Source organism: Spirillospora sp. NBC_01491 (assembly GCF_036227065.1).
GTDB lineage: Bacteria > Actinomycetota > Actinomycetes > Streptosporangiales > Streptosporangiaceae > Spirillospora > Spirillospora xylanilytica.
In genome coordinates this window covers 7,566,951-7,593,167 of record NZ_CP109432.1, presented here as the reverse complement: position 1 = coordinate 7,593,167, position 26,217 = coordinate 7,566,951, and the positions used below count along the sequence as shown (strand labels likewise).

At 72.6% G+C, this 26,217-nt stretch carries 29 protein-coding genes; 19 read left to right on the top strand and 10 right to left on the bottom strand.

Translation table 11 applies throughout. The features are described 5' to 3' along the window. Nucleotides 1–233 precede the first annotated feature (233 nt). Together OHA34_RS35285 and OHA34_RS35280 are read right to left on the bottom strand one after the other, a co-directional pair. Nucleotides 234–431: a hypothetical protein gene (locus OHA34_RS35285; RefSeq protein WP_285936970.1), complete on the bottom strand. Its 198-nt coding sequence runs from the start codon at nt 429–431 to the stop codon at nt 234–236. Between the two features lie 41 nt (nt 432–472). Further along, nucleotides 473–1,414 carry a DsbA family protein gene (locus OHA34_RS35280; protein ID WP_285936971.1) on the bottom strand — a complete coding sequence of 314 codons (942 nt, stop codon included), beginning with the start codon at nt 1,412–1,414 and terminating at the stop codon, nt 473–475. A 104-nt stretch (nt 1,415–1,518) separates the two neighbouring features. Here OHA34_RS35280 and OHA34_RS35275 point away from each other — a divergent pair, with 104 nt between their 5' ends. Both OHA34_RS35275 and OHA34_RS35270 read left to right on the top strand, forming a co-directional pair. Further along, nucleotides 1,519–2,466, top strand: coding sequence for a bifunctional adenosylcobinamide kinase/adenosylcobinamide-phosphate guanylyltransferase (locus OHA34_RS35275; RefSeq protein WP_285936972.1), 948 nt, complete (start codon nt 1,519–1,521; stop codon nt 2,464–2,466). Then, nucleotides 2,463–3,245 (top strand): adenosylcobinamide-GDP ribazoletransferase, encoded by a 783-nt coding sequence (locus OHA34_RS35270; RefSeq protein ID WP_329520067.1) that lies wholly within the window; start codon nt 2,463–2,465, stop codon nt 3,243–3,245. The genes OHA34_RS35275 and OHA34_RS35270 overlap by 4 nt, the downstream gene beginning before the upstream one ends. An 83-nt stretch (nt 3,246–3,328) precedes the next feature. Here OHA34_RS35270 and OHA34_RS35265 read toward each other — a convergent pair whose 3' ends face one another. Continuing rightward, nucleotides 3,329–4,309 (bottom strand): hypothetical protein, encoded by a 981-nt coding sequence (locus tag OHA34_RS35265; RefSeq protein ID WP_329520066.1) that lies wholly within the window; start codon nt 4,307–4,309, stop codon nt 3,329–3,331. A gap of 2 nt (nt 4,310–4,311) precedes the next feature. Continuing rightward, a complete protein-coding gene (locus OHA34_RS35260) occupies nt 4,312–4,653 on the bottom strand; it encodes a GntR family transcriptional regulator (protein WP_285936975.1) in 342 nt (113 codons plus the stop codon). Nucleotides 4,654–4,707: 54 nt separating this feature from the next. On the opposite strand from OHA34_RS35260, the gene OHA34_RS35255 reads away from it, so the two are divergent. The 4 genes from OHA34_RS35255 to OHA34_RS35240 all read left to right on the top strand — a co-directional run bounded on the left by OHA34_RS35255 (nt 4,708) and on the right by OHA34_RS35240 (nt 10,204). Beyond that, on the top strand, nt 4,708–6,249 hold the full coding sequence (locus OHA34_RS35255) for a leucyl aminopeptidase (RefSeq protein WP_329520065.1): 1,542 nt from the start codon (nt 4,708–4,710) through the stop codon (nt 6,247–6,249). A gap of 128 nt (nt 6,250–6,377) precedes the next feature. Then, entirely contained in the window at nt 6,378–7,769 is a 1,392-nt protein-coding gene (gene lpdA / locus OHA34_RS35250; protein WP_285936977.1) for a dihydrolipoyl dehydrogenase, read from the top strand. 40 nt (nt 7,770–7,809) lie between these two features. Beyond that, nucleotides 7,810–9,300 (top strand): 2-oxoglutarate dehydrogenase, E2 component, dihydrolipoamide succinyltransferase, encoded by a 1,491-nt coding sequence (sucB, locus tag OHA34_RS35245; RefSeq protein ID WP_329520064.1) that lies wholly within the window; start codon nt 7,810–7,812, stop codon nt 9,298–9,300. 175 nt (nt 9,301–9,475) lie between these two features. After that, nucleotides 9,476–10,204, top strand: a complete 729-nt coding sequence (locus tag OHA34_RS35240; protein WP_329520063.1) for a DUF981 family protein — start codon at nt 9,476–9,478, stop codon at nt 10,202–10,204. Between the two features lie 88 nt (nt 10,205–10,292). Here the strand turns inward: OHA34_RS35240 and OHA34_RS35235 are convergent, their stop codons facing one another. Further along, nucleotides 10,293–10,598 carry a hypothetical protein gene (locus tag OHA34_RS35235; protein ID WP_285936980.1) on the bottom strand — a complete coding sequence of 102 codons (306 nt, stop codon included), beginning with the start codon at nt 10,596–10,598 and terminating at the stop codon, nt 10,293–10,295. A gap of 33 nt (nt 10,599–10,631) precedes the next feature. Here OHA34_RS35235 and OHA34_RS35230 point away from each other — a divergent pair, with 33 nt between their 5' ends. From OHA34_RS35230 to lipB, 3 genes are all read left to right on the top strand, one after another. Beyond that, nucleotides 10,632–11,534 carry a TIGR01777 family oxidoreductase gene (locus OHA34_RS35230; protein WP_285936981.1) on the top strand — a complete coding sequence of 301 codons (903 nt, stop codon included), beginning with the start codon at nt 10,632–10,634 and terminating at the stop codon, nt 11,532–11,534. A 99-nt stretch (nt 11,535–11,633) separates the two neighbouring features. After that, on the top strand, nt 11,634–12,371 hold the full coding sequence (locus tag OHA34_RS35225; protein WP_285936982.1) for a peptidase E: 738 nt from the start codon (nt 11,634–11,636) through the stop codon (nt 12,369–12,371). 76 nt (nt 12,372–12,447) lie between these two features. Next, complete coding sequence (gene lipB / locus OHA34_RS35220) at nt 12,448–13,125, top strand: lipoyl(octanoyl) transferase LipB (RefSeq protein ID WP_285938558.1); 678 nt, start codon at nt 12,448–12,450, stop codon at nt 13,123–13,125. Between the two features lie 127 nt (nt 13,126–13,252). Here the strand turns inward: lipB and OHA34_RS35215 are convergent, their stop codons facing one another. Next, complete coding sequence (locus tag OHA34_RS35215; protein ID WP_285936983.1) at nt 13,253–13,762, bottom strand: DUF1877 family protein; 510 nt, start codon at nt 13,760–13,762, stop codon at nt 13,253–13,255. A gap of 191 nt (nt 13,763–13,953) precedes the next feature. Between OHA34_RS35215 and lipA the strand changes: the two genes are divergently transcribed. Both lipA and OHA34_RS35205 read left to right on the top strand, forming a co-directional pair. Further along, complete coding sequence (gene lipA / locus OHA34_RS35210) at nt 13,954–14,883, top strand: lipoyl synthase (protein WP_285936984.1); 930 nt, start codon at nt 13,954–13,956, stop codon at nt 14,881–14,883. Between the two features lie 36 nt (nt 14,884–14,919). Next, nucleotides 14,920–15,615, top strand: coding sequence for a DUF4191 domain-containing protein (locus tag OHA34_RS35205; protein ID WP_285936985.1), 696 nt, complete (start codon nt 14,920–14,922; stop codon nt 15,613–15,615). Between the two features lie 113 nt (nt 15,616–15,728). On the opposite strand, the gene OHA34_RS35200 is transcribed toward OHA34_RS35205, so the two are convergent. Then, nucleotides 15,729–16,217, bottom strand: coding sequence for an RDD family protein (locus tag OHA34_RS35200; RefSeq protein ID WP_285936986.1), 489 nt, complete (start codon nt 16,215–16,217; stop codon nt 15,729–15,731). A 207-nt stretch (nt 16,218–16,424) separates the two neighbouring features. On the opposite strand from OHA34_RS35200, the gene glnA reads away from it, so the two are divergent. Next, nucleotides 16,425–17,849, top strand: coding sequence for a type I glutamate--ammonia ligase (gene glnA / locus OHA34_RS35195; protein WP_285936987.1), 1,425 nt, complete (start codon nt 16,425–16,427; stop codon nt 17,847–17,849). Nucleotides 17,850–17,972: 123 nt separating this feature from the next. Beyond that, nucleotides 17,973–18,221, top strand: coding sequence for a hypothetical protein (locus tag OHA34_RS35190; protein WP_329520062.1), 249 nt, complete (start codon nt 17,973–17,975; stop codon nt 18,219–18,221). Nucleotides 18,222–18,266: 45 nt separating this feature from the next. Here the strand turns inward: OHA34_RS35190 and OHA34_RS35185 are convergent, their stop codons facing one another. Beyond that, a complete protein-coding gene (locus tag OHA34_RS35185; RefSeq protein WP_329520061.1) occupies nt 18,267–18,755 on the bottom strand; it encodes an NUDIX hydrolase in 489 nt (162 codons plus the stop codon). A gap of 8 nt (nt 18,756–18,763) precedes the next feature. Then, nucleotides 18,764–19,483: an XRE family transcriptional regulator gene (locus tag OHA34_RS35180; RefSeq protein WP_329520060.1), complete on the bottom strand. Its 720-nt coding sequence runs from the start codon at nt 19,481–19,483 to the stop codon at nt 18,764–18,766. Nucleotides 19,484–19,669: 186 nt separating this feature from the next. Between OHA34_RS35180 and OHA34_RS35175 the strand changes: the two genes are divergently transcribed. From OHA34_RS35175 to OHA34_RS35155, 5 genes are all read left to right on the top strand, one after another. Further along, nucleotides 19,670–20,101 carry a hypothetical protein gene (locus OHA34_RS35175; RefSeq protein ID WP_329520059.1) on the top strand — a complete coding sequence of 144 codons (432 nt, stop codon included), beginning with the start codon at nt 19,670–19,672 and terminating at the stop codon, nt 20,099–20,101. Between the two features lie 592 nt (nt 20,102–20,693). Then, nucleotides 20,694–21,260, top strand: a complete 567-nt coding sequence (locus OHA34_RS35170; protein WP_329520058.1) for a hypothetical protein — start codon at nt 20,694–20,696, stop codon at nt 21,258–21,260. Beyond that, nucleotides 21,238–22,704: a B12-binding domain-containing radical SAM protein gene (locus OHA34_RS35165; protein ID WP_329520057.1), complete on the top strand. Its 1,467-nt coding sequence runs from the start codon at nt 21,238–21,240 to the stop codon at nt 22,702–22,704. The genes OHA34_RS35170 and OHA34_RS35165 overlap by 23 nt, the downstream gene beginning before the upstream one ends. Next, entirely contained in the window at nt 22,701–23,315 is a 615-nt protein-coding gene (tmk, locus tag OHA34_RS35160; RefSeq protein WP_329520056.1) for a dTMP kinase, read from the top strand. The genes OHA34_RS35165 and tmk overlap by 4 nt, the downstream gene beginning before the upstream one ends. Before the next feature lie 25 nt (nt 23,316–23,340). Further along, a complete protein-coding gene (locus OHA34_RS35155; protein ID WP_329520055.1) occupies nt 23,341–23,802 on the top strand; it encodes an NUDIX hydrolase in 462 nt (153 codons plus the stop codon). 484 nt (nt 23,803–24,286) lie between these two features. Here OHA34_RS35155 and OHA34_RS35150 read toward each other — a convergent pair whose 3' ends face one another. Then, entirely contained in the window at nt 24,287–25,264 is a 978-nt protein-coding gene (locus OHA34_RS35150) for a quinone oxidoreductase family protein (protein ID WP_329520054.1), read from the bottom strand. A gap of 113 nt (nt 25,265–25,377) precedes the next feature. Here OHA34_RS35150 and OHA34_RS35145 point away from each other — a divergent pair, with 113 nt between their 5' ends. Further along, nucleotides 25,378–26,022 carry a TetR/AcrR family transcriptional regulator gene (locus OHA34_RS35145; protein WP_285936995.1) on the top strand — a complete coding sequence of 215 codons (645 nt, stop codon included), beginning with the start codon at nt 25,378–25,380 and terminating at the stop codon, nt 26,020–26,022. Nucleotides 26,023–26,217 lie beyond the last annotated feature (195 nt).

Here is a 26,217-nt window from a genome sequence, read left to right as displayed (position 1 = left end):
TCTACGCCCGGCCCGGCTTCCTCGCCTGGCGGCTCGGGCGCCGACCGTTCTTGGGCGAGCGCGACATCGCTTCGCGATCTGGCCGGTGCGGCTCGCCTTCGGCATCGCCTTACCGGCCAGGTAGCGCGCTCGCGCGACGGCTGAGGCACTGTGAGACAGGTGCTGGATCCCGGCCCCCGTCCGCGCACCGGCGCGGGCGGGGGCTCGGGCCGCGTCCGGGTCCTCGTGCGGGGTCAGCCGGGTTCTTGCAGGCTCATCGGGTAGACGACCGTGTCGCCGTCCAGCAACGTCACCTGGTCGACCTCGTTCTCGCGCAGGTCGCGCCAGTTCTCGCCCAGCCACGACTCCGCGTCGGCCTGGGTGGAGAACGTCTCCTCCGACACGCCGACCGTCCGCCCGTCGGCCTTCTCCAAACGCCAGCTCCACGCCATCGCGTTCGACCTCCCTCGTCGCGGTGAGACTAGCCGCTCCGTCACCGGGCGGCCTCGATCGCCCGGCGCAGCGCGTCCGCGCTCGCCGTGTCGGTGCTGCTGACCGTGCGGCCGTCGATCTTCACGGCGGGGGTGCCCTGGAGCCCGGCGGCGATGTAGCCCTGGCTGACGGCCGCCACCCGGCCCGCGTACTGCTGGCTGGTCACGCACTTCTTGAAGTCGTCGCCGGTCAGGCCGTAGGGCGCCCCGTAGGAGATCAGGTCGTCGATCTTGTAGCCCGCGCTGGTCACGTCCGCCGGCTGGTGGCTGTAGACCGCGTCCTGGTAGTAGAGCCAGCGCCCGCCGTCGCCGACGCAGCGGAGCGCGGCGGCGGCCCGCAGCGAGTTGCCGCGGGCGGGCTCGGTGCCCGCTCCGAAGATGACCACCGGCCGGAACACGATCTTGGCCCGGCCCTCGACCGCGAGCTGCTTGAGCATCGGGTCGTGCATCCGGTCGAACGCGCCGCAGTGCGGGCAGGCGAAGTCCTCGTAGACGTCCACGACGGGCCGCTGGACGCCAGGGCGGGCCATGGTCAGGCTGCCGTCGGGTCCCGGCCGCGCCTCGGCGCCGCCCGCGATCTGGCCCGCCTTCAGCTGCACGTCCGGGCCCGAGGGACCGCTCCCTCCCCCGGTCCCGCCGTCTCCGCCGTCCCTGGTGAGGAACACCACGCCGACGACCACGACCAGCCCCAGGACGAGCACGCCGCCGAGCAGCGCGATCAGCAGGGCGGGGCCCTTGCCGCGTGACGGCGGCGGGCCTCCGGCGCTCCAGGGCGGCCCCTGCCCCGGGCCTGGACCTGGACCTGGGCCGAAGCCGGGTCCCTGGCCTTGGCCTGGGCCGAACCCGGGGGCGGGGCCCGCGGGCGGGCCGTACGGAGGGCCTGCGGGCTGCTGCGGGTTCTGGCCCGGGTCCTGTGGCCACGGCGTGTTGGGGGGGTAGCCCACCGGGTCTCCTCATCCTGCGCGGTCGATGCGGGCGGGGGTCTCGGTGGTCGAGCGTAGCCTCGCAACCTCACGGGACGGGACGGCCCGTAGAGTTTTCGATCACGATGAACATCGAACTCCAGGCGATCGCGGGCCCGGACGGCTGGCCGGTGCCGGACTGCCGCTGCGCCTCCTGCAACCGGCTGCGCGCCGCCGGGACGCGGCACGAGCCGTTCCGCGCCCGCGTCGACGGCGTCCCCCTCGAGGAGTGCCCGCGCACCCGCGTCGCCGGCGGGCACGACGTGAGCGTCCCGCGCGGCGGGGGGCGGATCCTCGTGGCGGACGGGCCGGGCGCGTGCCCGGAACCGGCGCCCGGCGTCGCCTACGACGCGGTGCTGCTCGACCTGGTCGGCCGTCCCGAGCAGCTCGGCCGGTTGCGGCGCGAGGGGGCGGTCACGGCGGCGACCGAGATCGCGGCGGTGCACGTGGACCATCGCGTCGCGTCACCCGGGGAGCTCGAGCGGCGGCTCGGCCACTGGCTGCGTCCGCCGGCCGGCCCGTTTCGCACGCTGCTGCTGGGCGGCTCGCGATCGGGGAAGTCGGCGGAGGCGGAGTCGCGGCTGATGGGATGCCCGGACGTGACGTACGTGGCGACCGGCATGGTCGGCGACGACGACGCCGAGTGGTCGGCGCGGATCGAGGCGCACCGGGGCCGCCGCCCGCCGTGGTGGCGGACCCTCGAGACGACCGACCTGACCGGCGTGCTGGGCTCGGCCGAGGGCGCCCTGCTGGTCGACGGTGTCGGCACCTGGCTGGCCGCCGTGATGGACGAGGCGCGCGCGTGGGACGACCCGTCCCTGGCCGTGCCCGCCGTGGACGCGCTCGTCGCGGCCTGGCGCGGCACCGCGGCCCGGGTGATCGCAGTGAGCGACGAGGTCGGGCTGTCGCTGGTGCCGGAGACCAGATCCGGACGGGCGTTCCGCGACGTCCTCGGGAGCCTCAACCAGCGGCTGGCCGCCGAGTCCGAGGAGGCCGCCCTGGTGGTGGCGGGCCGCGTGCTGGAGCTGCGGTGACCGGGTCGCCGGGGGCCGCCTGGGCGGCGGGCCTGCGGCTGGCGGTCACCCTCCTCACCGTCGTGCCGCTGCGGGCGGACCGGTTCGATCGCGACACGGCGCGCCGGGCGATGCTCCTCGCCCCGCTCACCGGGCTGATCGCGGGCGGGGGCGCGGCGGTGGTCCTGCTGCTGGGCGACGTCCTCGGGCTGGGCGCGGTGCTGCGCTCGGCCCTCGCGGTGGCGGCGATCGCGGCGATCACCCGGGCGCTGCACCTGGACGGCCTGGCCGACCTGGCGGACGGGCTGGGCAGCAACCGGCCCGCGGCGGACGCCCTGGCCATCATGAAGCGTTCGGACATCGGCCCGTTCGGCGTGGTCACCCTGCTGTTCACGCTGCTGGTCCAGGTGGCGGCCCTCGCGTCCGCTCCGCAGGCCCCGGTCGCGATCGTCATCGCGGCGGTCGGCGGACGCCTCGTCCTCCCGTGGGCGTGCCGCGTGGGCGTGCCGTCGGCGCGTCCCGGCGGGCTGGGCGCCCTGGTCGCGGAGACCGTCGGCATCCGCGCCGCACTGGCCGTGACGGGCGTGGTCCTCGTGGCGGCGGGCGCGGCGGGAACGGCGGGCGGGCTACTGGGCGGGGCTCTGCACGGCCTGGCGGCCGTCCTCGTCGGTCTGGGCGCGGCCCTGCTCATGCTCCGTCACGCCGTCCGGCGCCTGGGCGGCGTCACCGGTGACGTGCTGGGCGCCCTCGTCGAGATCTCGGCCACCGCCGCCCTGATCACCCTCACCGCCCTCCGCTGACCACCGGCCTCCGGTGGCCACCACCGGCCGCTCACCGCCACCGGCCGGCCGGCACCGGCAGGCACCGGCAGGCACCGGCCGCGTCACGCCGCGGACGACTCGCGGAGGGAGTTGAGGAGGGAGGCGCCGCGTTCGGCGTCGTCCACGCTGACCGCGAAGCGCCGCCCGCCGGTGTTCTCCACGACCAGGCACTCGCCGCCGCGCAGCATCATCGTGGTGCCGGCCGGGCCGACCCGGTAGCCCCAGCCGCCGGCCTGCGCGGGGCTGCGGTCCTCGGCCCAGGCGGTCCCGATCCGGTTCAGCGGGATGCGCCGGATCGGCAGCCGCAGGGGGCCCGCCGCGATGCCCAGCCCGCGGGCGTCCACGGTGACCCGCGCCGATGACAGCGCCAGGGCGACCACTCCCCCGATCACCAGCGCCAGCGCGCCCGACCAGGACGACCTCGGCAGCGGGCCGGCGGGCACGAGCGCCAGGAGGACGCCGAGGGCGCCGAGCCCGGTCAGCGCCCAGCCGAGCAGGATCATCGACCGGCTGTGCACGTATCCGATCCACACCGCCCGCTCCCCGGCGCCGATCCGGATCCTGCGCGGGGCGCCGGGGGCGGGCTCGCGGGAGTCGGCGCCGATCCGTCCGAGCAGCGCGCCGATCAGGCCGCCGGCCGCGGAGGCGAGCAGCAGCAGGGCGATCCCGCCCGCCCCCATGCCGCCAGCGTCCCGCCAGGAGGAACGGTCCAGGTTCGCGTTCAGGATGAGGCCCAGTACGCCCGCCGTGAACACGGCGCCCGCGAAGAGCGACGCGACCGTCCGCGTGCGGACGGCCCGCCGGCCCCAGCCGGACCAGCCGAGCACGAGCGCGCCCGCGCAGATCGTCGCCCACATGCCGCAGCAGATCAGCAGGGCGGCGGTCAGCGAGCCGCTCCCGTCGGGCGGCCCGCCACCGCTCCAGTGCGTGGCGATCGGATCGGGGAGCCGGTCGCGCAGCGGCAGCGACACGAGCGGGATCAGCGCCGCCCCTGTGACGGCCGAGACGCCGGTCACCAGGGCCAGGGATCTGCGGGTGGCCATGGTCATACTCCTTCGATCAGCGTGATGAGTTGGGCGCGGGACACGCCGAGCCGCTCGGCCTCGGCGACCAGTTCGCGCGCCCGTTCGACCAGGTGGCCGTCCTCGGGCCGGGCGGCGACCCGGATGCCGCGGCCCCGCCGGAACTCCAGCAGTCCCTCCTCGCGGAGCTGCCGCAGGGCGCGCAGCGCGGTGTTGGGGTTGATGCCGAGCGCCTGGGCGAGATCCCGCGCGGGCGGGATCCGCTCGTCCGGGGCCACCTCGCCCGCGGTGATCGCGCGGCGGATCGCCGAGGCCGCCTGCTCGTGCAGGGGACGCGGGTCGCCGGGGGCGAGTCGGAGCAACATGATGCTAATGATACTAGCACCATTCATGTCATCGACTCTGGGCGCGGTAAGGCAATGCTTGATCCAAAAGGGCGAAACCGGTCACCAGGAGGACTAACATCGGGGCACGTGACGAGCATCAGCCTTGACAGTGCAGCCCCGGCCACCCTCGACGTCGACGCGATCGTGATCGGGGTCGCCCCGAGCGACTCCGGGGCCCGGCCCGCACCGGGTTCAGAGGATCTCGACCGGGCCCTCGACGGACAGCTCGCCGAGGCGCTGAGCGCGCTCGGCGCCACCGGCAGGGCCGGAGAGGTCACCAAGCTCCCCACGCTCGGCGCGATCCCCGCGGCCGTCGTGGTCGCGGTCGGGCTGGGCGACTCCCCCGACGCCGAGGCGCTGCGCCGCGCCGCGGGCGCCGGCGTGCGGGCCCTGGCCGGCACCGCCAGGGCGGCCGTCGCGCTTCCGGCCGCCGACGCCGCCTCGGTCGAGGCCGTGGCCCTCGGCGCGCTGCTGGGCAACTACACCTTCGGCGCGTACCGGACCGGCGAGCAGAAGAGCCCGGTCGAGGACGTCCGCCTCGTCCACTCCGGTGCGGCCGGGGCCGGCGCCGAGGCCGCCGTGGCCCGCGCCCGCACCCTCGCCACCGCGATGAACCTGGTGCGCGACCTGGTCAACACCCCGCCGTCCGACCTCAGCCCCGAGGACTTCGCCGAGGTCGCCACGCGCGTCGCCGGCGAGACCGGGCTGGACGTCGAGGTCCTCGACGAGAAGGCCCTGGTCGACGGCGGCTACGGCGGCATCGCGGGCGTCGGGCAGGGCTCGGCCAACCCGCCCCGCCTGGTGCGGCTGGCCTACACCCACCCCGAGGCCGCCAAGACCCTCGCCCTGGTCGGCAAGGGCATCACCTTCGACTCCGGCGGCCTGTCGCTCAAGCCGGCCGACGCGATGGACTGGATGAAGTCCGACATGGGCGGCGCCGCCGCGGTGCTCGGCGCGCTGTCGGCCATCGCCGAGCTCGGGCCCAAGGTCAACGTGGTCGGCTACCTGGCCCTCGCCGAGAACATGCCGAGCGGCACCGCGCAGCGTCCCTCCGACGTGCTGCGGGTCTACGGCGGCAAGACCGTCGAGGTCCTCAACACCGACGCCGAGGGCCGCCTGGTCCTCGCCGACGGGCTGGTGCGGGCCGGCGAGGACGACCCCGACCTGATCGTGGACGTGGCGACGCTGACCGGCGCCCAGCTGGTCGCGCTCGGCACCCGGACCGCCGGGATCATGGCCAACGACGACGACGTCCGTGAGAAGGTGGTGGCGGCGGCCGGCCGCGCCGGGGAGCAGTCCTGGGGCATGCCGCTGCCGGCGGAGCTGCGCAAGGGGCTCGACTCCGCGGTCGCCGACATCGCCAACATCAGCGGTGAGCGCTGGGGCGGCATGCTGGTCGCCGGCGTCTTCCTCCAGGAGTTCGTGCCGGACGGCGTCCGCTGGGCCCACCTCGACATCGCCGGACCGGCCTTCCACAAGGGCGAGCCCTATGGATACACCCCGAAGGGCGGCACTGGAGCGGCGACCCGTACGTTGGTCCAGGTGGCGGAGGATCTCGCCGCCGGGATTCTGTAGCCGCCGCCCGGCGTTGCCGGGTAGAAGATAGTGAAGAGGTTTCTCGTGGCGGCGGGGGCCCGCGACGGAGCGCCCCGCCCCCGCAGAAGGCGCCCACGCGGCGCGAAGACCGGGAGAGGGAGCGTCCAGTGGCCAACAGCGGCCCCTTCGACATCGTCGTCCTAGGTGGTGGCAGCGGCGGTTACGCGTGCGCGTTGCGCGCGGTCGAGCTCGGCAAGTCGGTGGCGCTCGTCGAGCGGGACCGCCTCGGCGGCACCTGCCTCAACCGCGGCTGCATCCCGACCAAGGCTCTGCTGCACGCGGCCGAGGTCGCCGACCAGACCCGCGAGGCCGCCAGGTTCGGTGTCAAGGCCGCCTTCGAGGGCATCGACGTCGCCGGTGTGAACGCCTACAAGGACAAGGTCGTCAGCACCACCGTCAAGGGCCTGGCCGGCCTGATCAAGTCCAAGGGCATCGAGGTGGTCGAGGGCACCGGCCGGCTGGTCGGACCCACCACCGTCGTGGTCACCGCGGCGGACGGCGCCGAGCGCACGCTGGAGGGCGGGCACATCGTGCTCGCCACCGGCTCGGCCCCCCGGTCGCTGCCCGGCCTGGAGATCGACGGCGAGCGGATCATCTCCAGCGACCACGCGCTGGAGCTCGACCACGTCCCCGGGTCGGTGATCGTCCTCGGCGGCGGGGTGATCGGCGTCGAGTTCGCCAGCGTCTGGCGCTCGTTCGGCGCCGAGGTCACCATCGTCGAGGCCCTCCCGCACCTGCTGCCGCTGGAGGAGGAGTCCAGCTCCAAGCGGCTCGAGCGGGCGTTCCGCAAGCGCGGTATCGCCTTCCGGCTCGGCACCCGCTTCCAGGGCGCCAAGACCACCCCGGGCGGTGTCGCGGTCACACTGGAGGACGGCGCGACCATCGACGCCGAGCTGCTGCTGGTCGCGGTCGGCCGCGGGCCGGTCTCCGACGGCCTCGGCCTCGCCGACGCCGGCGTCGAGACCGAGCGCGGCTTCGTCAAGGTCGACGAGCTGTGCCGTACCGGCGTCCCCACGATCTCGGCGGTCGGGGACCTGATCCCGACGCCGCAGCTGGCCCACGTCGGTTTCGCCGAGGGCATCCTGGTCGCCGAGCGGCTCGGCGGGCTCAACCCGCCGCCGATCGACTACGACGGGGTGCCCCGCATCACCTACTCCGACCCCGAGGTCGCCTCGGTGGGCATCACCACCGAGACGGCCCGGGAGCGCGGGCACGAGCTCAAGGAGGTCACCTACGACCTGGCCGGCAATCCCAAGAGCAAGATCCTGGGCACGCAGGGCGAGGTGAAGGTGATCGCGGCCGTGGACGGTCCCGTCCTCGGCATCCACATGGTCGGCGCCCGCGTCGGCGAGCTCATCGCGGAGGGGCAGCTGATCTACAACTGGGAGGCCCTGCCCGGCGAGGTCGCCCAGCTGATCCATCCCCACCCGACCCAGTCCGAGGCGGTCGGCGAGGCTCACCTCGCCCTCGCCGGCAAACCATTGCACGTGCACGGCTGAACGCCCGCACATATTCATTTCGAAGGAGTCGCTGAGAGCCATGCCGGTCTCCGTCACTATGCCCCAGCTCGGCGAGAGCGTCACCGAGGGCACCGTCACCCGCTGGCTGAAGAAGGAGGGTGAGCGCGTCGAGACCGACGAGCCGCTTCTCGAAGTGTCGACCGACAAGGTCGACACCGAGATCCCTTCGCCCGCGTCGGGCGTCCTGACCAGCATCACCGTCGCCGAGGACGAGACCGTCGAGGTCGGTGCCGAACTGGCGATCATCGGTGAGGAGGGCGACGCGCCGGCCGGCGCCGCCGCCCCGGCCGCCGACGAGCGGCAGCAGCCCGAGCCGCAGCAGGCGGCCCCCGCGGCCCCCGCCGCGCAGCAGGCCCCGCCGCCCGCCGCGTGGCCGCCGCCGGCCGCCCCGCAGCAGCCGCCCGCCGCGCCGGCCGCGCCCCCGGCGCAGCCGCAGCCGGCGGCGCAGGCCCCGTCCCAGCCGTGGGTGCCCGCCACGCAGGCCCAGCCCGAGCCGCAGGCCCCGGCGGCCCCCGCGACGCCGACGGGCGACGGGCCGTACGTCACGCCGCTGGTGCGCAAGCTCGCCACCGAGCACGACGTCGACCTGTCCACGGTCAAGGGCACCGGCGTCGGCGGGCGGATCCGCAAGCAGGACGTGCTGGAGGCCGCCCGCGCCGCCCAGCAGGCGGCCCGCGAGGCCGCCGCGGCGCCCGCGCAGCCGGCCGCACCGGCGGCACCGGTCGCGCAGGCCGCCCGCCCGGCTGCACCGGCCCCGGCCGGCGCTCCGGCCGACCAGGTCGCGCTGCGCGGCACGACCGAGAAGATGAGCCGCATCCGGCAGACGATCGCCCGCCGAATGGTCGACTCGCTCCAGGTCTCGGCGCAGCTCACCACCGTGGTCGAGGTGGACATCACCCGGATCGCGCGGCTGCGCGAGCAGGCCAAGGCCGACTTCCAGGCCCGCGAGGGCGTCAAGTTGTCCTACCTGCCGTTCTTCGCGCTGGCGACGGTCGAGGCGCTCAAGGTCCACCCCAAGCTCAACGCGGTCATCGACAGCGAGACGAGCGAGGTCACCTACCACGACGTGGAGAACCTCTCCATCGCCGTGGACGTCCCCGAGCGCGGCCTGATGGTCCCGGTCATCCACAACGCCGGCCAGCTGAACCTGGGCGGCCTCGCCCAGCGGATCGCCGACCTGGCCGAGCGGACCCGGGTCAACAAGATCGGGCCGGACGAGCTGTCCAACGGCACCTTCACGCTGACCAACACCGGCAGCAGGGGCGCGCTGTTCGACACCCCGATCCTCAACCAGCCGCAGGTCGGCATGCTCGGCACGGGCGCGGTCGTCAAGCGCCCCGCCGTGATCGACGACCCGCAGCTCGGCGAGGTCATCGCGGTCCGGTCGATGGTCTACCTGGCGCTGACCTACGACCACCGGCTGGTCGACGGCGCCGACGCCGCCCGCTTCCTCGGCACGGTCAAGCACCGTCTGGAGGAGGGCAACTTCGAGGCCGACCTCGGCCTGTAGCACCGCCGAGGCCGCCGCACGAGGCCCCGCCGCCCCCGCATCCGGGGGCGGCGGGGCCTCCGCGCGTCACGGCCGGGCAAAGACTCCGCCGCGCCGGCCCCATGATCGGCCGCTCCGGGCGCGCGGCCGCCCGCAGCCGGGTAGGCCATGATCACTACCGGCTCGGGGAGGACCCATGGAAACGGCGCGCCTTCTGGCCGCGGCGGACGGCCCTTTGAAGATCAACTGGGCGGAGATGCCGACCTACAACACCATCATGGCGGTCGCGGCGGGCGCCGGGCTGCTCCTGGTGGTCGGCCTCGGCCGCCGCCTGGCCGGACGGGGCACCGTGCTGCACCCGGAGGGCTGGGCGCTGGCCTTCGGCGTGCTCGGCCTGATCCTCACGCTGACCGGCCTGCACATGACGCTGACCTGGCCGCTGGCGGCGGGCGGCTTCCCGTTCGACAACATCATCTTCGGTGAGCCCTCGCTGGCGTTCGGCGTGCTGATGCTCGCCGCGGCGCTGTTCCTGTGGCGGCGCGGCACGATCCTGGAGGAGCACCCCGACCGTCCCGGCTACGTCGCCGGGATCGCCGGGCCGGTGTCGATCTTCATCGTCGGGATGGGCCTGGCCTGCTTCGGCATCGCCGCCGCGGGCATCTGGTACGAGCTGTTCGCCGCGCCCGAACAGGAGCCCATCTCGGGCCTGCTGGCCGACCATCCGATGATCGAGGCGACCTTCATCTCGGTGCTCTACGCCCTGGTCGGCGTGGGCGCCGTGCTGTTCCCGGCCGCCCTCGGCGCCCCGCGCGGGCCGCTCGGGCGGGTGGTCGGGTTCTGCTGGGCGCTGGCCGGGCTGCTCTTCCTGATCTTCGGCGCGCTCAACTACTTCACCCACATCGGGCTCATCGTCAACACGATGTGAGCGCCCCGGGCGCCGGCCGGCGCAGGCACCGGCCCGGCCGCACCCGGGGACGCAACGGCGGCAGCGCCGGATCAGGCTCTCTCCGCGGTCAGGCGGCCTTCCGGTCGGACACCGCGTAGGCGGCGCCGGCCGACAGCGCGGACACTCCGAGCACCGCCGGCCAGGGGCCGATCTTCTTGGCCAGCGGATGCGAGCCGCCGAAACCGCCGACGTAGACGGCCAGCAGGCCCGCCGCGCCCTTAGGGCCGGAGGTGCGCGCCCATTCCCGGGCGCAGTAGGCCCCGGCCGCGGCCAGGACCGCGCCGCCGAGCTCGCGGCGGCGGGTGAAGCGGGCCGTGGCGTAGCCGCCGACGAGCCCTGCGGCGGCGACCGCCGCACTCGGGATCTTTACCATGATCGTGAGGCTATCGAACCGTAAGGTGAACCCATGAAGGTGACGCTCACCGGCTCGTCCGGGCTCATCGGAACGGCTCTGGTCCGCGCCCTGCGCGCGGACGGGCACGAGGTCGTGCGGCTGGTCCGGCGCGACCCCGCCGGGCCGGACGAGGCGCGCTGGGACCCGTCCGGCGACGTCGACCCCGCCGCCCTCGACGGCGCCGACGCGGTGGTGCACCTCGCCGGGGCGGGCATCGGCGACAAGCGGTGGACGCCCGAGTACAAGCGGCGCATCCGCGACAGCCGGGTGCGGGGCACCCGGACCCTGGCCGCGGCGATCGCCGCGGCCGGCCGCCCGCCCGGCGTGCTGGTGTCGGGGTCGGCGGTCGGGTTCTACGGCGACACCGGCGACCGGGAGACCGACGAGGGCGCCCCGATGGGCGGCGGCTTCCTCGCCGGGCTGACCCGCGACTGGGAGGCCGCCGCCGCGCCCGCGGCCGAGGCGGGCGTCCGGGTCGTCCACCCGCGCACGGGCATCGTGCTCGCCGCGGGCGGCGGGATGCTCGGCAAGGTACTGCCGCTGTTCCGGCTGGGCCTCGGCGGCAGGCTCGGCGACGGGCGGCAGTGGATGAGCTGGATCTCCCTCGCCGACCATGTCGCCGCGCTGCGCCACCTCATCGCGCACGATGTCGCGGGCCCGGTGAACCTGACCGCTCCCGAGCCGGTGACCAACCGGGACTTCACCCGCGCGATCGGACGGGCCGTGCACCGTCCCGCCGCGCTCGCCGTCCCGGGCTTCGCGCTCCGGGCCGCCCTGGGCGGCTTCGCCGATGAGGGCGCGCTGGTCAGCCAGCGGATCGTCCCGCGGCGGCTGGTCGAGGCCGGATTCACCTTCGCCCACCCCACGCTCGGCGCAGCGCTGGCGGCCGAGCTCGGCACGCCGCGGCAGGGCTGAGCCAAGAATCACCAAAACGGCGCCCGTCCGCGAACGGTGCCCGTACGGTGACGTTGCGACATCGGACCAAAGCCGGGAACCGCGCAGGAGGAGGACGAAGTGAGCACCGACGGACAGCCGCACATCCTCGCCATCGGCGGGGGGGCCTTCCTTCCGGACGACCGGTATGGCTTCTCGCCGAGCCCCCTGGTCCGGTACGCGCTCGACCTGACCGGCCAGGACCGGCCCCGGATCTGCTTCCTGACCACGGCGGTGGGCGACGGCACCGAGCACATCGCCCGCGGCTACTCGGTGTTCTCGCAGCTCGACGCCGAGGTCAGCCACCTCGCGCTGTTCCCGATGCCGAACCACGCCGACATGCGGGCGCACCTGCTCTCCCAGGACCTGATCTATGTGGCCGGCGGCAGCGTCGCCAACCTGCTCGCGCTGTGGCGGCTGCACGGCCTCGACGTGATCCTGCGCGAGGCGTGGCAGGAGGGCGTGGTGCTGTCGGGGCAGAGCGCCGGCGCGCTGTGCTGGCACGTGGGCGGCACCACCGACTCCTACGGCCCGGAGCTGCGCCCGCTGGGCGACGGCCTCGGCTTCCTGCCGTACTCGTGCGGGGTGCACTACGACAGCGACCCGCAGCGCCGCCCGCTGCTCCAGCGGCTGGTCGGCGAGGGCGCGCTGCCCGGCGGGTATGCCGCCGACGAGTCGGCCGCCCTGCACTACGTGGGCACCGAGTTCGTGCAGGCCGTCGCCTACCGCAGGGAGGCCGGCGCCTACCGGGTCGAGCCGGACGGCCCCGGCACCGCCAAGGAGAACCGGATCGACCCCAGGCTGCTCGCCGCGCTGTGAGGCATAGGCTGGCGGCGTGAGCGAACTGGACGTACGCGAAGCCGACGCGACCACCGAGCGCCCCCCCGGCCAGAGCATCGAGCAACTCGTCGTCGTGCACGCCGGCTTCGGCGCCGCGGCCGTGCCCTACGAGGCCGGCTGGGAGCTCCAGCGGCGCACCCACGCGCGCCGGGCGGACGACGAGATCCCCGACACCGTGCTGCTGATGGAGCACGAGGCGGTCTACAGCGCGGGCAAGCGCACCGGGGCCCAGGACCGGCCGTTCGGCGACCCGGGCGCGCCGGTGATCGACGTGGACCGCGGCGGGAAGATCACCTGGCACGGTCCCGGGCAGCTGACCGGCTACCCCATCGTGCGGCTGCCGGACCCGGTGGACGTGGTCGCCTACGTCCGGCTGCTGGAGCGCATGATGATGGAGGTCTGCGCCGGGTTCGGGCTGGAGACCACCCTGGTCGAGGGGCACAGCGGCCTCTGGGTGGCCGGCTCCCCCGACCGCAAGATCGGCTCGATCGGGATCCGGGTCTCGCGCGGCGTGACGATGCACGGCTTCCAGCTCAACTGCGACTGCGACCTGGGATGGTTCGACCGGATCGTGCCCTGCGGGATCCCGGACGTCGGCTCGACGAGCCTGTCCGCCGAGCTGGGCCGTCCGGTCACCGTCGCCGAGGTCACGCCCCTGGTCGAGCAGGGTCTGGCCACGGTGCTGGGCGGACGCGAGATGTTCCACCGCACCATCGCGCAGCTCGGCGTCTGACCGGACGGCCGCGACGCGGGACATTCCGCGCGTACGCCCTGTACAGGACCGTTCGGGGCGTACGGGCTGCACGGGACGTCGGGGCCGCACGGGGCTGTACGGGACTGTACGGGGCGTCAGGGGACGCTCAGCGCACCTCGGCCATCACCTTGTAGATGGCCTGCCCCTCGGTGGCGGCGTCGGCGAACAGCCTCGTCAGGGCCGCGTAGGCGGGCGCCAGGACCCGGTCGAGCGCCCCGCCGCCGAGGCCGCCGACGCCCTCGACTCCGGCGGCGTCCATCGCCGCCGGGTCGAACCTCCCGGCGATCCCCCCGAACGGGGTGCCGGCCAGATGGTCGGCCGCGGGCTTGACCCGGTCGGGCGCCAGGTAGATCACGTCCATGCCGAGCTCGTCGGCGCCGTCCTCGGTGAGCAGCCGCCCGCCGCAGACCACGTCGGCCTCGGGCTGCCGCCCGTCCCACGGGTCGCCGGTGATCAGGAAGTGCAGCGGCTGCCACGCGCCGCCGAGGTCCAGGACCTCGCCGGCGGGCCGCCGCCGCCAGCCGCCGTCGCCGAAGACCCGGCGGGCGATCCGGCCCGGATCCGCCTCCCCCTCCAGCACGGACGGCACCCTGAGGTACGACATTGCCAGACCCACGGTGGTCCTCCTGCACAAAAAAACGGGTGATGCGCGACGACAGGGAGTCACCTTAAGAGATCTCCTGCGTCAGAAGGTGGAAATGCGGGAAACGGCACGCCGGACGCCGTTCCGTCCCCGGCCGTGCCCGGCCGTCCCGGGCCGTCCTGGGCGCGGTTCCGACACCGATGATCGGGACGTACCCTGGACTCGTGACTACGGTGACACCTGAGGGGCGCAAGCTCCTGCGCGTTGAGGCCCGCAACAGCCAGACCCCGATCGAGCGCAAGCCCGAGTGGATCAAGACCCGGCTGAAGATGGGCCCGCAGTACCGCGAGCTCGTCCAGCTGGTCAAGACCGAGGGCCTGCACACGGTGTGCCAGGAGGCCGGCTGTCCCAACATCTACGAATGTTGGGAGGACCGCGAGGCGACCTTCCTCATCGGCGGCGACCAGTGCACCCGGCGCTGCGACTTCTGCCAGATCGACACCGGCAAGCCCGCGGCGCTCGACCGCGACGAGCCGCGCCGGGTGGCCGAGTCGGTCACCACGATGGGGCTGAAGTACGCCACGATCACCGGCGTCGCGCGCGACGACCTCGAGGACGGCGGCGCGTGGCTGTACGCCGAGACCGTCCGGCAGATCCACGCGGCGGTGCCCGGCTGCGGCGTCGAGCTGCTGATCCCCGACTTCAACGCGGTGCCCGCGCAGCTCGCCGAGGTGTTCGGGTCGCGTCCCGAGGTGCTGGCGCACAACGTGGAGACGGTGCCGCGGATCTTCAAGCGGATCCGCCCCGGGTTCCGGTACGAGCGGTCGCTGGAGGTCATCACCCGGGCCCGCGAGGACGGCCTGGTGACCAAGTCCAACCTGATCCTCGGCATGGGCGAGACCCGCGAGGAGGTCTCCCAGGCGCTGCGCGACCTGCACGGGGCCGGCTGCGAGCTGATCACCATCACCCAGTACCTGCGGCCGAGCCCGCGGCACCACCCGGTGGAGCGGTGGGTCAAGCCCGAGGAGTTCGTCGAGCTGTCGGCCGAGGCCGAGGAGATCGGGTTCACCGGCGTCATGTCCGGTCCGCTGGTGCGTTCCAGCTACCGCGCGGGCCGGCTCTACCGGCAGGCGATCGAGGCCCGGCAGGGGTGACCGTTCGAGGGGTGCGGCACGACTATCCTTGAGGGCATGTCGAAAAAGCCCACGGACGGTGCCCAGGAGCGTCCGGGCCGCCTCAAGCAGATCCGCATGGTCGCCCAGGTGCTCCGCCAGGCCGACCCGAAGGCCCTACCGATCGTCTTCGCCTCGGCGCTCGGCACCCTGGTCGTCGTCGTCCTCATCGGGTTCCTCATCGGCCAGCCGTGGTTCTTCATCCCGCTGGGCGTGCTGGCCGCCGCCGCGGTAGGCATGATCATATTCGGTCAGCTGGCGCAGCGCGCGCAGTACAAGGCGATCGCCGGCCAGCCCGGCGCCGCCGCGGCCATCCTGAAGAACATGCGCGGCGGCTGGACGGTCACCGAGGCCGTGAGCGGCAACCGCAACCTCGACATGGTGCACCGCGCCGTGGGCCGCGCCGGGGTGGTGCTGGTCTCCGAGGGTCCGCGTAACCGCGTCGGCCCGCTGCTCGGCGCCGAGAAGAAGCGCATCTCCCGCGCCGCCCAGCAGGTCCCGATCTACGACGTGCAGGTCGGCGAGGACGAGGGCCAGGTCCCGGTCGGCAAGCTTCAGCGGCACCTGATGAAGCTGCCGCGCAACCTCTCCAAGGGGCAGGTCTCCGAGCTGAACGACCGGCTCCAGGCGCTCCCCCGGTCGATGCAGATGCCCAAGGGCCCGATGCCCAAGGGCGCCCGGATGCCCAAGGGCCCCAAGCCCAAGACGCGCTGACCCCGTCCGGCCGAGCGACACGAACGGCCCGAACGGCCCGAACGGCAGAGCACGAAAGCACGAAGAGCGCCCCCCTCGGGGGCGCTCTCGCGTTTCCGGCGCGGCCGGTCCGGCTAGATGCTCACCACGACCGTGTTGGCGGCCCGGTCGTGCATGCCCCGGTAGTCGCGGTCCCAGATCAGCGCGGGGACGATCACGAGCAGCAGGAGCGTCCGGGCCAGGCTCCAGCCGAGCCCGACCGGGCGGCCGTCCAGCCGGGCCACCCGGATGCCGCTCAGCCGCTTGCCGATGGTGGTGCCGAGCAGCCCGATCAGCAGCCACGCCTGGATCCCGAAGATGATCAGCGTCCACATGCTGCGCTGCGGTGCCGACCAGTCGAAGGAGCGCGCCAGCAGGCTGGCCACCAGCATCGACAGCCCCCAGTCGAGGAACAGCGCGACCAGGCGGCGGCCATATCCGGCCACCGCGCCGCTGCCCGCGTCGGGAAGGCCGAGACGGCCGCCCGGCTTGCCGAGATCGACTCCCGAGGCGGAGCGGGCCCCGCTCAGCCACGTCTGAGTCCACCGCGTACCGCCGGCCTGCCGCTCTCCGCCACCGCTCATGCCCTCTACGCTATCTCCTCGCCTCAGGGGTTCCGACTCGGCATACCGGGGCAGAAGGGGAGGTGGCACGGGAGCACGCCTCACCCCCGGTCCCAGTCCACTGTGCGTCGCCGATAGTGATGCGTAACACAGGCGAAACACATGGGACATGGCCGGGAAATGGCCGCCCCGTAGCGTTTTTTGCTAAATGCGCCCGAAGGAGGCTGGATGTTCAGCAGCGCCGAAGAGGTCCTGAGCTACATCAGGAACGAAGGTGTGCGATTCGTCGACTGCCGGTTCGTGGACCTGCCCGGGAAGATGCAGCACTTCACGTTCCCCGTCGAGAGCTTCGGCGAGAGCGTCTTCACCGAGGGGCTGATGTTCGACGGTTCGTCGGTCCGCGGGTTCCAGGAGATCCACGAATCGGACATGCTCCTGCTGCCCGACCCGTCGACGGCCGTGCTCGACCCGTTCCGGCAGCACAAGACGCTCAACATGAACTTCTTCGTGCACGACCCGCTGACGGGCGAGCCGTACAGCCGCGATCCCCGCAACGTGGCCAAGAAGGCCCAGGACTACCTGCGCGGCACCGGCATCGCCGACACCGTCTACGTGGGGCCCGAGGCCGAGTTCTACATCTTCGACGACGTGCGCTTCGAGACCAGGCAGAACGCCGGCTACTACTACCTCGACTCGATCGAGGGCGCGTGGAACACCGGGCGCGAGGAGGAGGGCGGCAACCTCGGCGCCAAGCCCCCCTACAAGGGCGGCTACTTCCCCGTCCCCCCGATGGACCACTACACCGACCTGCGCTCGGAGATGGTGTCCCAGCTCCTGGAGTCGGGCATCCACGTCGAGATGCAGCACCACGAGGTCGGCACCGCCGGCCAGGCCGAGATCGACTTCCGCTTCGACACGCTGCTGAAGACGGCCGACCAGCTCCAGCTCTACAAGTACATCGTCAAGAACGTGGCGCGCGCCAACGGCAAGACCGTGACGTTCATGCCCAAGCCGATCTTCGGTGACAACGGCTCGGGCATGCACGTGCACCAGTCCCTGTGGAAGGACGGCTCGCCGCTGTTCTACGACGAGGTCGGCTACGCCGGCCTGTCCGACGACGCCCGCTACTACATCGGCGGCCTGCTCCGGCACGCGCCGTCCCTGCTGGCCTTCACCAACCCGACGGTGAACTCCTACCACCGCCTGGTCCCGGGATACGAGGCGCCGGTCAACCTGGTCTACTCCCAGCGCAACCGGTCGGCCTGCATCCGCATCCCGATCACCGGCTCCAATCCGAAGGCCAAGCGGGTCGAGTTCCGCGTCCCGGACCCGTCCTGCAACCCCTACCTGGCCTTCTCCGCGATGCTGATGGCCGGCCTGGACGGCATCAAGAACAAGATCGAGCCCGCCGAGCCGGTCGACAAGGACCTCTACGAGCTGCCGCCCGAGGAGGCCCGCGCCATCCCGCAGGTGCCCGGCTCCCTGGAGGACGTCCTGGCCGCCCTGGAGGCCGACCACGACTACCTCCTCGAGGGCGGCGTCTTCACACCCGACCTGATCGAGACGTGGATCGCGATGAAGCGCGAGTTCGAGATCGACCCGATCCGCCTCCGCCCGCACCCCCACGAGTTCGAGCTCTACTACGACATCTGATGTCCGCGATTTCGCGGCCTGGGCGCAGATCACGATCCGCGCTCTGACCAGCAAAAATGCCTCACGCACCATCACGCGGGATCACGCACGTTCACGGGTCGATGTGCCCTCGATGTGCCCCGCGTGATGCTGCGTGAAGGTGGCAAGCGAATTCGGGATGTGGCCGAGCGGCTGCTGCCGCTGATGCGCGCGTCGGGGCTGTTCGGCGTCGGCGACGAGACCGAGTTGCCCAACCTGCGGGACGGCGGCCTGCGGATCGTGGTGGAGGTGACTGCGGCGGGGTCGACCACCCGCGTGACCGCCGAGCCGCAGGTCCCGGGAGCGGCTCGCCCGGTGCCGCATGGCAGGAGACGCCCCCGCCTGACCCCGTAGACGAGACCGACGCCCCGCCCCTCACGTGCGATGAGGTGGCGGGGCCTAGTCGATGTGCGGCTCGGTCGCGCTGAGCCCGTGGTCGATGCGGCGGCGGACCGCCGGATGGATTTCGTACCCGGCAAGATCGGCAGGGTCGACCCACAGCACTGCGGACGCCTCGTCGGTGGTGGTGAGTTCGCCGCCGACCGGACGGGCGTGAAGGCAGACATTCACCGGCTGCCTCACCTCGTCGACCTCCCCGCCCTTGACATACTCGATCACGTGATCGGGGGTGGTGAACACGCCCACCAACCCGATGATCTCGATCAGGACGCCGGTCTCCTCACGGCACTCCCGAATCCCGCACTCGGTGATCGTCTCGTTCTTCTTCAGGCCGCCGGTCGGGATCGTCCACAGGTCGTTGTCAGGCCGGCGGAGCAGCAGCAACCGGTCGTGCACGTCACGCACCAGGACGGACGCGGACGGCTTGCGGCTGGTCGGCTTGGGCGCGTTTGGGTCCTGCCAGTGGTCGATGCGCCGTGTCTGCGTCACACTTCACCTCAGTCCAGCGGCCGGGCCGACGCCCAGATCTTCTCGTACGACTCAAGGAACGTGTTGAAGTACGCGCCGTCCATACGCCGGATATGCATCGTCGGGGTGTAGGCGGCGAGGATCCCGTACACGTGGATGTTGACGATCATCTCGTCATCGAACCGATAGATCGACGCGTACAACGGGGTGTCGTGCAGCCGAATGTCGAACAGACCCATGAAGGGGCGGTAGTACGACAGCACCGCAGACACCCGCCCGGCAACTCCACCGCCAATCTCGTTCTCCGTGTCACGCGCGGCGAGCTGGCGGCCGGCCGGGTCACCGAACATCATGCGGACGCGGACACCGGCCCGAGCGCGGGCCTGCAACGTGGGAATCCAGTCCGGGATCTCCTCGCCGAGGAACAGGCCAGCGTAGGCAATGTAGTCAACATTCCGCTCGGCGCCGCGCAGGAGCTCGGTCCACAGATGCCGGGGTACGTCGGTTCGGCGCGGCCATGTTGACACGAGCTCGGCGCCATTGAGGGACGCCGTGTCCACCGCGTTCGGCCAGAGGTACGACTCGTCCTCCTGGAGGATCGCGGCGACCCGGTAGCGCGTGCGCGGGTAGGGCACTCCCTTCTCGGAGAGCCATCGCTCGACGCTCTTCGTACTGACCTCGGCTTGCTCGGACAGGGTTCCGACGTCGAGGCCACGTCGGAGCATCGCCCGTCGGAGTCGTTCGTTCATGGGGCGAGCCTGTCATCTATGGACATCCATTGGCAGAGATGTGGCAGATAGATGTCCGTAGATGTCTCGCAGTGTCATCGCCCCGGGTAATGACGGGAGCGCATTGTGTGTCCCATGCCACAGAGGGAAGCGGAACTAGCGGACCCACCCGATCCGGATGGCCCGGCACTCCTTGCGAGTCTCGCCGTGGCGTTCCGGGGTCAGGGCTTCACCGCCGAGATCAAGAGCGGGCTGCTTCAGGTGACGGACGGCCCGGACAGCCGGGGCGTCCGGCTCGATTGCCGTCGGCGTGCCGGTGACTTCGACCGGTGGTGGTTCACGTGGGCGGGTGGGATCTGGCTGTGTGAGGCCGACAAGCCGTTCGAGGCGATCACGACGGTGAAGGGCGCGTTGCGGCGGGGCGGAGACGCGCGTGCCGGCGCCGCCGCGAGCGCGGAGCGGGCGGTGGCCGAGGTCCGCGCGGAGTTCCCTGACTGGAACATCACCGACACCGAGACCGAGGGCGTGCGCCGGTGGTGGGCGAGCCGCGGCGCACCGACGAGCACCATCCTGAACCGCGACTCCGACCTGTCGGCCAGCAGTCCCGAGGGGCTGCGGTCCAAGCTGCGGAGCTACTGATCGTGGGCGCGGCGGAACCAATCCAGAGCGCAACCCCGCCGTGCCCGCTCTTGTCGCACGGCCCGCGCGGGGGTCGTGCGGCCCGATGCCCGGCCGGCGGACTGGGGAATCCGTCCGGCCGGGTGGGGGGATCGCGCGGCCGGTGCTCCACACCCCCGCCCCCTGGGGAGCACCGGCCGCACGGCACAAGCCTCGCGGCCCCGGGTTTGCTGGCGCGCGCCCGGGGCCGCGGCACCAACCGATGAGCGCACTGCGGTGCTGTACTCGGGCTGAGCGGGCCACCTTCGTATCCGTATGGACTGGAGGCGTGATGTGTTCTCCGCCGGACGTCGAATGCCGGTGGTGTGGACCGGAGCTGGTGAGCCCGCCCCGCCGGGGCGCCGGTGCGGCCAGGATGGCCGGCATGATGCGTGACCATCCCGGATGGGACAACCTGCACGGTGCTTGCCTGCGAGGCACCATGACATCTCAAGGCGCTCCAGCCGTCGTCGACGCTGACGACATCGGAAACGGCGCGGAGCTCTTTGACGTCCCCGTGTTCCCCGATACGCTGCCGCCTTCCCTGGCCGCTGCGCTTCGTCGGCTGGGGCCGGTGCGGCGCTGGCGGAATCCGAGCCTGTGGGACGCGATCGCGACCGCGATCGTCCGGCAGGTCATCCGCGCAGACCAGGCCCGTATCCAGCATCGCCGCCTCCGCCGAACGTTCGGGCCGCGCCTGGACACCCCGCAGGGTCCGATCCACGCGCTGCCGACGCCCGAGACGGTCGCCGGCCTCAGCCGGGACGACCTGGCCGACATCGGGATGGCGTTCAAGGCCGCGCCGCTGCGGAACGCGGCGCTCGCCTACATCGAGCACGGCGTCAAGTGGGCCGAACTGCCCGGCGGGCGCCTGGTCGAAGAGTTGCAGACCGTTCCGCGGATTGGTCCCTGGACCGCAGGGGCCGCCGCCGCCGACCATCTGCACGACTGGTCCCTCTACCCCTACTCCGACCTGGCGGTCCGCACTTGGGCCAAGACCGCCGCGCCCGATGTGGACTGGCCCACCGACGAGCAGCGCTTCGCCGAGCGATGGCGCGCCATCACCGGCGACCAGCTCGGCCCTATCACCCTGTTCACCCTCGCCTGGGGAGCCCGACATGCAGGAGCAGCATCGCCCTGACCTTCTCCAAGGAGCCGACCCGAACCATCCCCTCGACGCGGTGTTCGTCAACGCGCCGCTACGCGACTACGCCGACCGGCCGCGCGTCAACGACTTCACCCTGCCCGTTCTCGGGATGGCCTACATCGCCACCGTCGCCGTCCAGCGCGGCTTCAACGTCGCCGTCCTGGACGCCGAGGCGCACGGCCTGCCGGTCGCCGACGTCGTCCGGCTGGTCAACGCCGCCGCCCCTCGCTGGGCGGGATTCAACCTGCTCGCCCCCACCTACGACATCGCGGCGGAGATCGCGCACCGGCTCGACCCGGCCATCATGGTGATGGCCGGCGGACACCAGGCCAAAGCGATGCCCACCGGCATCCTCACCGATCCGCGGATGCGTCGTTGTGAGGCCCTGGTCCTGGGCGAGGGCGAGACCCGCGTCGCCGCGCTCTTGGAAGATCACGGGGCCCGGGTCGAGCTGCCCGGGGTGATGTGGATGGACCCGGTCCTGCACCGCCCGGTCACCGGCGGGCGGCCCGGCACCGGGCACCATCTGGCCCCCGATATCAATGCGCTCCCGTTCGTCGACCGCGCCTTCCTGGCCCAAGACCCCGGTCCCGCCGACGGGCGGGTCGAGGCGAACATGGTCGGCGCCCGCGGCTGCCCCTACGACTGCTCGTTCTGCGGGGCCGCGGTCTCGGCGAACCCTGATGTGACGATCCGGACCCGCCGTCCCGACAACATCCTGGAAGAGATGTCCCAGCTCCGCGCCGAGCAAGGGGTGACCGCGTTCCGGTTCGTGGACGATCTCTTCCTGGGGGCCCGCCGCATCATCTTCCAGATGATGAGCGCGTTCACCGCAGCCGGCATCGGGGACTGGGCACGGTGGGACGCCACCGGCCGTATCAACGTCCTTGACCGCCTCACCGACCAGGCCCTGGACGTCCTAGCGGGCAACGGGCTGCGCGAGGTCGCGCTCGGGATCGAATCGGGCTCCGAGCGGATGCTGGCCCACATCGACAAGCGCATCACGCCCGCCATGATCCGCAGCGTGGTGCGACGCCTCACCGCGCACGGCATAGCGGTGAAGGGCTACTTCATTCTCGGGCTGCCCACCGAGACGCGCGCCGAGCTCGCCGAGACCGTCGCGCTGGTGCGCGAACTCTGGGACCTCACCGAACCGGCGCCAGGCCGGTTCCGCGCCAGCGTGTTCGAATTCCGCCCCTACCCGGGCACCCCCGAATGGGACCGGCTCATCGCCACCGGCCGATACACCCCCGCCCAGCTCATGGACTACACGGCCGTCGACCTCACCACCGCCGGCGTCGACGAAGCCATGCGCGCACGCGACGAGTTCAACTTCTCCGTGGGCCTCCAGTTCGGAGAACCCACCGTCGCCGAGATCCGAGCCGCGCTGGTCGAGCTGACCCACCAGCAGCACGCCCGTTCCCAGGAGGCGGCGTGACCCGCGGACTGCTGGTCACCCTGGACGGACCCGGCGGCGCGGGCAAGACCACCCTGGCCCGCCGAGCCGCCGCCCTGCTCGACAGAGCGGGCGTCCCGGCCGACCTCACCACCCAACCCTCACCAGGCCCGATCGGCGCGCTGGCCCGTGCCGGCACCCACCAGTTCCACGGCCACGCACTGGCGTGCCTGGTCGCCGCCGACCGGTACCACCACCTCGACACCCACATCCGCCCCGCCCTGGCCGCCGGCACCACGGTGATCTGCGACCGGTACATCGCCTCATCGCTGGTCTTCCAGGCGCTCGACGGCGTGGACCAGCAGTTCGTGACGCAGTTGAACCGCCATGCCGACAGCCCGGACCTGGCCGTGTTCCTGACCTGCGGGCAGGCCGAGCTCCTTCGCCGCCTGTCCGTCCGCGGCTCCCACGGCCGCTTCGAAGATGACCCCGGCAACTCGGCCAAGGAGATCGTCCGCTACCGGGCCGTGTCCGCGGCGTTCGCCTCACAGGGGATCAGCGTCCTCGAACTCGACTCCACCACCAGTGATATCGACTCACTCGCATCACGCATCGTCACCGCAGTCCGCGCGCTACCCTCGGCCCCGACCTGACCACCACACACCCGCGAGGGGAAGCATGACCGTCGAGCGCTACCGGTCCATCATCGACGTCCACGTCATCCTGGAGCGCGACGAGGAGATCCTGCTCCTGGAACGGCAGGGCACCGGGTACTGCGACGGAATGCTCCACCTCCCCTCCGGACACCTGGACGAAGGCGAACCGGTCACCCACGGCGCAGCCCGCGAAGCCCGCGAGGAGGTCGGCGTCCACATCGACCCCGCCGACCTGACCCTCGCCACAGTCGTCCACCACCACCAGCGCCCCGGACTCGCCCGCATCGGCATGTTCTTCACCACCACCCGCTGGGACGGCGAACCCCACAACGCCGAACCCCACAAATGCGGCAAGCTCCAGTGGTGCGACCCGCGGATCCTGCCCTCCATCACGATCCCCTACCCCGCCGCCGGCATCCGCGCCTACCTCACCGGCACCCCGCTGATCACGCACGGCTGGCGCGAGGAGGAAGCGACGGTCTGACCCCGGGGACGGAGACGGGAGAAACCTCCAGACATCAGAGAGGTAGCACCTCCAGATATGACGAAGACGCCCCGCCCTCCCGCCGAAGCGGAGAGGACGGGGCGTCCGTGCCGGCTGGGCTTCCCCACCCGCCGACGACGATCAGGCTACCGGGGCAGCTCCGACGCCTTGACCGCAGACCGGCGCCCGACGCGCCCCGCCATCCCAGCGACAGCAGCACTCGCCGGGATGGCGGGGCGAGTCTCAAGGTCCGGCGGTCCGCAGGGCGAGGCCGCGGTGACCCTGCAAACGAGCTGCGCAAGGACGGGATCCTCGTCAACGCCGCCGACCCTGGCTACGTCGACACCGACATCTACGGCTCCGGTGGGCACTTCACCCCCGCGTGCGGCGCCGCGGTCGTGGTGTGCCTGGCGACGCTCGGCGCGGAAGGGTCGACCGGCGGGTTCTTCTGCGAGACCGGCACGGTCCCTGATAGCGGTTCGGGTCAGGGCAGGAGGAGCACGCGGCCGAGGTTGGTGCGCTCTTCCAGCAGGCGGTGCGCCGTGGCCGCCTCGGTGAGGGGGAGGCGGGCGTGGACGGCGGTGCGCAGCCGTCCGGCCGCCGCGTGCTCGGTGGCCTCGGCGACGTCCCGGCGGGCCTGCTCTGGGGCGGACTTCCGCCAGCCCATGATGGTGAACCCGGTCAGCGTCCGCAGTCCGAAGACGCTGGTGAGGGGGACGCCGGTGAGGTCGCCGCTCGCGGCGCCGTAGGTCACGGCGCGGCCGAGGGGGGCCAGCAGGTCGACACTGTGGCGCAGGACGTCGCCGCCGACGGCGTCCAGGACGACGTCCACACCGTGCGGGGCGGCGTCGCGGACCCGGTCGGGCCAGTCGCCGCGGGTGTGGTCGACGGCGGCGTCGGCGCCGTGCTCGCGGGTGAAGGCGAGTTTGTCCGGTGCGCTGGCGGTGGCGATGACCGTCCCGGCGCCGAGGAGTTTGGCCAGCTGTACGGCCAGGTGGCCGATGCCGCCGGCGGCGGAGTGGACGAGGACGGTCTCGCCGGGCGCGGTCCGGGCGATGCGCAGCGCGCCCAGGGCGACGGGGGCGGCCATGGGCAGCACGGTGGCGGTGGCGGTGTCGAGGCCGTCGGGGACGAGGACGAGCCAGGAGGTGTCGGCGGTGACGTAGTCGGCGTACGCGTCTTCGCCCACCAGTGCTGCGACGCGTGCTCCGATCAGGGCGGGGTCGGCGCCGTCGCCGACGGCCTCGACGGTGCCGACGACGTCGCCGCCGGGCTTGCCGGGCAGCGGGCGCTGGAAGAGCGCGCCGCTGGTCGGGCCCTGCCGCGACTTGGTGTCGACGAAGTGCGCGCCGATCGCCTCGACGCGGACGAGCACCTGGCCGGGGCCCGGTTCGGGGACGTCCGCCTCTTCGATCTTCAGGACCTCGGGGTCCCCGTATTCGTGGTAGCGGATCCGTCGCATGATGATGTCCTCCACAAAGGCGACATGGATAAACTTGACCGATAGTCCAGTTAGCCGGAACTGTACTGGACCGACGGTCAAGTTGTCGACGCGGAACGAGAGAAGGGCACCCGATGGCCGAGGGCCGACGCGAACGCGCCGACGCGGTACGCAACCGCCAGGCGATCCTGCGGGCGACCGAGGAGCTCCTGACCCGGCACGGCCCCGAGGAGATCTCTATGGAGCGGATCGCCGCCGCCGCCGGCGTCGGCAAGGGCACCCTGTTCCACCGCTTCGGCAGCCGCATGGGCCTCATGCGGGCGCTGATGGAGGAACGGGCGCTCACCCTTGGCGAGGCCGTCGCGGCAGGACCCCCGCCCCTGGGCCCCGGCGCCCCGCCGAGCGAACGCCTCCTGGCCTTCCTCGACGGTCTCGTCGACCTGGTCGCCCGCAACAAGGGCCTCTTGGCCGCGCTCGGCCACGCCGCCACCACCGCGCACAAGGACGACAAACCGCACCCCCTCCACGCGCGCTGGCACGACCACATCCGCGCGCTGATCGCCGAAGCGCGCCCCGACCTGGACGCCGACCTGCTGGCCCACATCCTCATCGGCAGCGTGCAGGGCAACGCCGTCCGGCGCCTGCTGGAGCAGGGCGGCGAGGCGCGCGTCGCCCGCTCCCTGCACACCCTGGTCACCGCCCTGCTGGCCGCCGCACCGCAAGCCCCCGCGCCGGGCGGCGCCGACTCAGGAGCCGGGGCCCGACCAGCGCGGGCCTGAGCGGCGCGGACTTGAGCGGCGCGCACCGCGAGCGCCTCACCGTACTGCGCCAGCCTCTGCGAGCGGTTCCCCTGCCGGTGGATGTTCCAGGCCGATACGACGCCACGCACACGCGTGAACTGGCCCTGTACCTGTCTTGGCTGGTCATGGCTCTGGCTCGATTACCCCATTCCCGGTGATCCGGGCGGATACCGC

What these genes read in the sequence shown, in the direction of transcription:
- OHA34_RS35285 (WP_285936970.1), bottom strand. Translation starts at nt 431, where the DNA reads ATGGCGTGGAGCTGGCGTTTGGAGAAGGCCGACGGGCGGACGGTCGGC.
- OHA34_RS35275 (WP_285936972.1), top strand. Translation starts at nt 1,519, where the DNA reads ATGAACATCGAACTCCAGGCGATCGCGGGCCCGGACGGCTGGCCGGTG.
- OHA34_RS35265 (WP_329520066.1), bottom strand. Translation starts at nt 4,309, where the DNA reads ATGGCCACCCGCAGATCCCTGGCCCTGGTGACCGGCGTCTCGGCCGTC.
- OHA34_RS35260 (WP_285936975.1), bottom strand. Translation starts at nt 4,653, where the DNA reads ATGTTGCTCCGACTCGCCCCCGGCGACCCGCGTCCCCTGCACGAGCAG.
- OHA34_RS35255 (WP_329520065.1), top strand. Translation starts at nt 4,708, where the DNA reads ATGCTTGATCCAAAAGGGCGAAACCGGTCACCAGGAGGACTAACATCG.
- sucB (WP_329520064.1), top strand. Translation starts at nt 7,810, where the DNA reads ATGCCGGTCTCCGTCACTATGCCCCAGCTCGGCGAGAGCGTCACCGAG.
- OHA34_RS35240 (WP_329520063.1), top strand. Translation starts at nt 9,476, where the DNA reads ATGGAAACGGCGCGCCTTCTGGCCGCGGCGGACGGCCCTTTGAAGATC.
- OHA34_RS35235 (WP_285936980.1), bottom strand. Translation starts at nt 10,598, where the DNA reads ATGGTAAAGATCCCGAGTGCGGCGGTCGCCGCCGCAGGGCTCGTCGGC.
- OHA34_RS35230 (WP_285936981.1), top strand. Translation starts at nt 10,632, where the DNA reads ATGAAGGTGACGCTCACCGGCTCGTCCGGGCTCATCGGAACGGCTCTG.
- OHA34_RS35205 (WP_285936985.1), top strand. Translation starts at nt 14,920, where the DNA reads ATGTCGAAAAAGCCCACGGACGGTGCCCAGGAGCGTCCGGGCCGCCTC.
- OHA34_RS35200 (WP_285936986.1), bottom strand. Translation starts at nt 16,217, where the DNA reads ATGAGCGGTGGCGGAGAGCGGCAGGCCGGCGGTACGCGGTGGACTCAG.
- glnA (WP_285936987.1), top strand. Translation starts at nt 16,425, where the DNA reads ATGTTCAGCAGCGCCGAAGAGGTCCTGAGCTACATCAGGAACGAAGGT.
- OHA34_RS35180 (WP_329520060.1), bottom strand. Translation starts at nt 19,483, where the DNA reads ATGAACGAACGACTCCGACGGGCGATGCTCCGACGTGGCCTCGACGTC.
- OHA34_RS35165 (WP_329520057.1), top strand. Translation starts at nt 21,238, where the DNA reads ATGCAGGAGCAGCATCGCCCTGACCTTCTCCAAGGAGCCGACCCGAAC.
- OHA34_RS35155 (WP_329520055.1), top strand. Translation starts at nt 23,341, where the DNA reads ATGACCGTCGAGCGCTACCGGTCCATCATCGACGTCCACGTCATCCTG.
- OHA34_RS35150 (WP_329520054.1), bottom strand. Translation starts at nt 25,264, where the DNA reads ATGCGACGGATCCGCTACCACGAATACGGGGACCCCGAGGTCCTGAAG.
- OHA34_RS35145 (WP_285936995.1), top strand. Translation starts at nt 25,378, where the DNA reads ATGGCCGAGGGCCGACGCGAACGCGCCGACGCGGTACGCAACCGCCAG.